At 59.1% G+C, this 545-nt stretch carries 1 pseudogene; it reads right to left on the minus strand.

The window, feature by feature from the left end:
- Positions 1–290, minus strand: a pseudogene (locus NKK50_RS31280) (hypothetical protein); the annotation flags it as partial.
- Between the last annotated feature and the right edge of the window lie 255 nt (positions 291–545).

Here is a 545-nt window from a genome sequence, read left to right on the forward strand (position 1 = left end):
TTCGATGCGTTCCTTTCATCGTTGCTGGCAAGGTGATCGCTGGCCGCTCGCAGTGCACCACCCAACGCCGCCAAGCTCGATCCGATGTCGCGCTGCGCCTCCTCCGCCTTGTCGGAGATGACCTGCGTGGCTTCAGATGCATAGTCGCCAGCCTTACGGGTCACCTCGTCCCGCGCGTCGTGAAGCAACTCGCTGGCACGCTCATTTTCCTGGCGAAGTCTGTCGGAGACGTCGCTTTTCGCCTTGTCGAAATCGGTGGGCTGTCCGCCCTGATCGTTCTCATGCTGCATGAGGCCACCTAGTGAAAACCGAGGAAGGAGAGGACCGCGAGCACGACAACGATAAGGCCGATAAGATAGATGACACTGTTCATGTGCACGTCCTCCGTAGCTTTCCAACTTCGACGAACCTGCGATGTTCCGTAAGTGAGAGCATTTATCTCAGCCGAAACGAAGAGCTTCGTCAGGCACGCACCCAGTCACCAGTGAGTTGCCCTGTCCCTCGTGCGGAGCGCCAGTTGCTCCGTACGAACGGGTGCGCCCGAC

The sequence above is a fragment of the Mesorhizobium sp. M0001 genome (assembly GCF_040324255.1).
Lineage (GTDB): Bacteria > Pseudomonadota > Alphaproteobacteria > Rhizobiales > Rhizobiaceae > Mesorhizobium.